This window comes from Rhizobacter sp. P3_C12 (assembly GCF_056402735.1).
Map to the genome: position 1 here is coordinate 1 of NZ_JBFUGW010000635.1, position 761 is coordinate 761.

Sequence of the window (761 nt, forward strand, 5' to 3'; positions counted from 1 at the left end):
GGTCAGTTCATCGACTTCCATCATCAAAAATGGCGTTTGCACCACTGATTCCGATATCAACAGATGGTCGGCTTTTGGCTTGACTCCCGACAACAAGGTGATTTTCATGTCTTCCACCTCAGGCGGCAGCGCATCTGCCGCAGAGTTGTGCGAGATTTTTCGAGCATTTGGTGCCACCCATGCGCTCCGAATGGATGGAAATTCAGCGGCAGGTATGACCATTGATGGAAGTCGAGTCAACCCATTGAATGGTGTCGACAAGATTCTCTATGACGAATCCAGGTATGTGGCCTACGGATTGGGAATGGCATTCATAAACGGGGCCACACCTCCCGCGACGCCGGTGATTGGCGGACAAAAGTCAATTCCCAGCAATCCTTGCAAGGTGGATCCGACAAGATGCCAGTGATGGTTTGATGCCGTCGATTACCTCGCTCACTCCTGTCACTTGGTCGGCAGCGGGTTGATCGGAAACAGGTGGCTGGTGCCGGTGCTGGTCGTCGAGAAGTGGCAGCCGAAGCAGCCCATCGAGGCCGACTGGTTCGGATTCACCACCTGGTGATAGGTCTCCATCGTGGTGTTGGCCAGCAGCAGCGAACCGCGCAGTGCCGGCACCGTGGGGCCCGAGGGGATGGAGCCGTCGCTCGTCCACACGGCGCCCCCCTGCGTGTAGTTGGCCCGCACGTCGCCCACMAAGCCGAGCATCACCAGGATGTCGAGGTTCAGCGAGATCAGCTGGCTGTTGTTGACGGCCGAGGTGG

The 761-nt window shown here is 57.5% G+C and carries 2 protein-coding genes; one reads left to right on the top strand and one right to left on the bottom strand.

The features are described from left to right. Positions 1 to 409, top strand: a 409-nt coding sequence (locus AC1DXV_RS35095) for a phosphodiester glycosidase family protein (RefSeq protein ID WP_477938112.1), incomplete at its 5' end; no start/stop codon positions are given. Positions 410 to 444: 35 nt separating this feature from the next. Here the strand turns inward: AC1DXV_RS35095 and AC1DXV_RS35100 are convergent. After that, the coding region (locus AC1DXV_RS35100) for a hypothetical protein (protein WP_477938113.1) at positions 445 to 761 on the bottom strand (317 nt) is incomplete at its 5' end.